The organism is Brevundimonas sp. (assembly GCF_032107865.1).
Classification (GTDB): domain Bacteria; phylum Pseudomonadota; class Alphaproteobacteria; order Caulobacterales; family Caulobacteraceae; genus Brevundimonas.
Genome location: NZ_DAMCNG010000235.1, coordinates 1 through 3947, shown reverse-complemented (window position 1 = coordinate 3947; position 3947 = coordinate 1). Strand labels below are relative to the sequence as shown.

Here is a 3947-nt window from a genome sequence, read left to right as displayed (position 1 = left end):
TCGGCCGGGCGGGCGGGCGCGCGGGCGATCAGCACCTCCAGCTCCTGCTTCACGGCGCGGGCCTTGATGATGCGGTCGTGCAGCAGGTCCGTCTCCTGGCCCGAGGCGCGCAGGGTGGCCAGGGCCTGTTCGGCGCGTCCGGCGGCGCTGTTCAGCTCGGTCACGGCGGCGGCGAAGGCCAGCTGGCCCTCGCGCAGGGTCTTGAGCTTGCGCTCCAGCTTGATGCCGTAGCCGATGGCCGCGACCAGCAGCAGCATGAGGATGGAGTCGAGGATGATGCCGGTCATGTCAGCTGTTCTCCCTGGCGAGGCGGGCGGCGGCGTCGGTGCTGATGGGGCCTTCGACGCGGACGGCGATGTGCTGGCCCTTGCGGCCCATGCGGCCGGTGGTCAGCGGGATGGAGCCCGCCCGCACCGACACTTCGGACTCAGGGCTAACGTTCAGCATCAGGGTGTCGCCGACCTTCAGATCCAGCACCTTGGACAGGGGCATCTGCTGCTCGTCCAGCACGCAGCGCACCTCGGTCTCGGTGGTCCAGAGTTCGGTGGCCAGGTGGCCTTCCCAGATGTTGTCGCGACCGAACTTCTCGCCCATGAACTGCTGCAGCAGCATCTTGCGGATCGGCTCCAGCGTCGAATAGGGCAGCAGCAGCTCGACCCGGCCGCCGCGATCTTCCATGTCGATGCGCAGCTTGACCAGGATGGCGGCGTTGGCCGGACGCGCGATGGCGGCGAAGCGCGGATTGGTCTCCAGCCGGTCCAGGTTGAAGTGGACGGGAGTCAGCGGCTCGAACGCCTGACGGGCGTCGTTCAGGATGACCTCGACCATGCGCTGCACCAGCACCCGCTCGATGGTGGTGTAGGGCCGTCCCTCGATGCGCAGCGCCGCCGTGCCGCGACGCCCGCCCAGCAGAACGTCGACGATCGAATAGATCAGGTTGGAATCGACCGTCAGCAGGCCGTAGTTGTCCAGCTCTTCGGCCCGGAACACCGCCAGAATAGCCGGCAGCGGAATCGAGTTCAGATAGTCGCCGAAACGGATGGAGCTGATGGTGTCGAGGCTGACCTCGACGTTGTCGGAGGTGAAGTTGCGAAGGCTGGTCGTCATCAACCGCACCAGGCGGTCAAAGACGATCTCGAGCATCGGCAGGCGCTCATAGGACACCAGGGCCGAGTTGATGATGGCGCGGATGCCGCTGCGTTCGGAATCGTCCCCGCCGCCCATGTCGAAGCCCAGCAGGCTGTCGATCTCGTCCTGGTTCAGCACCCGTTCGGACAGACCCGCGCCCAGATCGGCTTCACCGCCGAAGGGGTCCAGTTCGTTTTCGGGCGCCAGGGTGTCCGTCATCCCTACTGCACCAGCATTTCTTCGATCAGCACGGCGTCGACCTTGCCCGGCGCGGCGATCAGATTGACCCGGCGCAGGATCTCGGCGCGCAGCTGATACGACCCGGCCGACCCGGCCAGATCCTCGGGCCGCAGTTCGCGCAGGAAGCCCTGGAACATGTCCTGCATGCGCGGGGCCTCGGCCTGAAGGTGCGAGGCGACGGCGGCGTCCTTCGTCTCCAGCGTCAGGCGCAGCTTCAGATAGGTCGGGCGCCCGTCCGCCGACTGAATGTTCACGATCATGTCGGGCAGGGTGTAGAAGGTCACGCCGTCGGGACCGGCCGCGATCTTGCCCGCGCCCTCGGGCGCCGCCTCGCCTTCCCCGCCGCCGTGGCCGCCGCCCTCCTTCTTGTCTTTCTTCTCTTCTTTGGCCGGGGCCGCGTGATCGCCCGCCGCCTCTGCGGGCTTGGGCTTCATCAGCAGGAAGGCCGTCGCCCCGCCGCCGCCCAGCACCACCAGGGCCGCCGGGATGATGATGAACAGCAGGGGAATCTTCTTCTTGGCGGGCGCGGCTTCGCCGTCCTCGCCCTCGGCTCCGGGCGCGCCGTCGCTCACGGCGGGCAGGTTCGCGTCGTCGCCGGTCGGCGCTTCGCTCTTCTTCTTGCCCAGCTTCAGTTTCAGCATGCGTAAGCCGCCCCGATCCTCACATGCCGGGTGTGGCCCTGTTTTGGTTAACGAGGCGTTTACAATCGGCAAATCCTGCCGGGCGCCGCAGAGGCTGAAACCGCTCAAACCCCCATTCCACGGGCATTAACCCTGTTGGCACGGTCGTTGCGACGGGAAACGGCGAAAGGAGCCCGCTCGTGGAAAACGCCGCCTATATCGGACTGTCTCGCCAGATGACGCTTCGCCGCGAGCTGGACATCGTGGCCAACAACGTCGCCAACGCCGACACCACCGGCTTCAAGGTCGAACAGCTGATGGTCGGGACCGAAGTGGGTCAGCGCGCCCGCAACGACAATATCCGTCCCTCGGCCAGCTTCGTTCTGGACAAGGGCGTCGGTCGCGATTTCGGCCAGGGCACGCTGAAGCAAACCGGCCGCGACCTGGACTTCGGCATCGAGGGCGAAGGCGCCTTCTTCACCGTGCAGACGCCGAACGGCCTCGCCTATACCCGCGACGGCGCCTTCGTGACCGACCCGGACGGGCGGCTGACGACCAAGCAGGGTCTGCCGGTCATGGCCGACGGCGCCGAGATCGTTCTGGACCCGCAACGCGGCCCCGCCAGCGTCGGCCACGACGGCACGATCAGCCAGGAAGGCCAGCCGGTCGGCCGCCTGACCGTGGTGCGCTTCGACGCCCTGTCCGTGCTGCAGAAGTCCGGCGACGGCCTGTACCGCAACGCCTCGAACGCCCAGCCGATGGACGCGACCGACGCCCAGGTCCGCCAGGGGATGCTGGAAGGGTCGAACGTCAACACCCTCGTGGAAATCACCAACCTCATCGAGATCAGCCGCGCCTATGAGCGCGTGACCAAGATGATCGAAAACGCCAACGACCTGTCACGCCGCTCCGTCGAGCGGCTGGGCCGGGTTTCGTAAGGGAGAGCTGAGACATGCGCGCGCTTCGCACCGCCGCCACCGGCATGGCCGCCCAGCAGTTGAACGTGGAGGTCATCTCCAACAACATCGCCAACATGAACACGGTCGGCTTCAAGCGTCAGCGGGCCGAGTTCCAGGATCTGCTGTACCAGAACGTCGAGCGCATGGGGGCCCAGTCCTCGTCGCAGGGCACCGTGGTTCCGACCGGCATCCAGATCGGCTCGGGCGTCAAGGCGGGCAGCGTCTATCGCATCACCGAACAGGGCAGCCCCAACCGCACCGGCAACACCTACGACATCGCCATTCAGGGCAAGGGCTACTTCCAGATCACCCTGCCCTCGGGCGAGCTGGCCTATACCCGTGCGGGCAACTTCACCGTCAACGGCGAAGGCCAGCTGGTGACGGACGACGGCTATGCGGTCGAACCGGCCATCGCCATTCCGCAGGACGCCCTGGACGTCTCCATCTCCAAGTCGGGTCAGGTTCAGGTGACCACCGCCGGCCAGACCGAGCCGCAGGTCGTGGGTCAGCTGGAACTGGCCACCTTCTTCAACGAGGCGGGCCTGGAAGCCATCGGCGACAACCTGCTGCTGGAGACGGCGGCCTCGGGCGCGGCCACGGTCGGGGCGCCCGGCGACGTCGGCTACGGCAATCTGCTGCAACACTACACCGAGGCGTCGAACGTCGACGCGGTCAGCGAAATCACCGCCCTGATCGTGGCCCAGCGCGCCTATGAGATGAACTCCAAGGTCATCACCACCGCCGACGAGATGCTGTCCGTCTCGGCTCAGGTGAAGAGCTAAGGGAAGGTCTGAGCCATGAAGCGCGCCCTGATCCTCGCCTCCGCCGTCGCCGCCTTCGCCGCCCCCGCGCTCGCCGGGCCGGTCAATCTGCTGCCCGATCCGGTCGACGATGACGGCCGCATCACCCTGGGCGAGCTGTTCGACGACGCCGGCGCCGCCTCAAACGTAGTCGTCGGCCGCCGCGCCGGAGCCACCGCCGTGCTGGAGGCCTCGCAGGT

General features: G+C 67.1%; 5 protein-coding genes and 1 pseudogene. 3 read left to right on the top strand and 3 right to left on the bottom strand.

The genetic code is table 11. The annotated features are described in order from the left end of the window. The 3 genes from RT567_RS14540 to RT567_RS14530 form a co-directional block, all read right to left on the bottom strand. On the bottom strand, window positions 1-287 hold a 287-nt coding region (locus RT567_RS14540; protein ID WP_313576977.1), incomplete at its 3' end, for a DUF6468 domain-containing protein. Between the two features lies 1 nt (window position 288). Beyond that, a complete protein-coding gene (gene fliM / locus RT567_RS14535) occupies window positions 289-1347 on the bottom strand; it encodes a flagellar motor switch protein FliM (protein ID WP_313576976.1) in 1059 nt (352 codons plus the stop codon). 2 nt (window positions 1348-1349) lie between these two features. Beyond that, window positions 1350-2009, bottom strand: a complete 660-nt coding sequence (locus RT567_RS14530) for a flagellar basal body-associated FliL family protein (protein WP_313576975.1) — start codon at window positions 2007-2009, stop codon at window positions 1350-1352. A gap of 179 nt (window positions 2010-2188) precedes the next feature. Between RT567_RS14530 and flgF the strand changes: the two genes are divergently transcribed. The 3 genes and pseudogenes from flgF to RT567_RS14515 form a co-directional block, all read left to right on the top strand. Next, complete coding sequence (gene flgF / locus RT567_RS14525; protein WP_313576974.1) at window positions 2189-2926, top strand: flagellar basal-body rod protein FlgF; 738 nt, start codon at window positions 2189-2191, stop codon at window positions 2924-2926. A 14-nt stretch (window positions 2927-2940) separates the two neighbouring features. Then, a complete protein-coding gene (gene flgG / locus RT567_RS14520) occupies window positions 2941-3729 on the top strand; it encodes a flagellar basal-body rod protein FlgG (protein WP_313576973.1) in 789 nt (262 codons plus the stop codon). Window positions 3730-3744: 15 nt separating this feature from the next. Then, window positions 3745-3947, top strand: a pseudogene (locus RT567_RS14515) (flagella basal body P-ring formation protein FlgA); the annotation flags it as partial.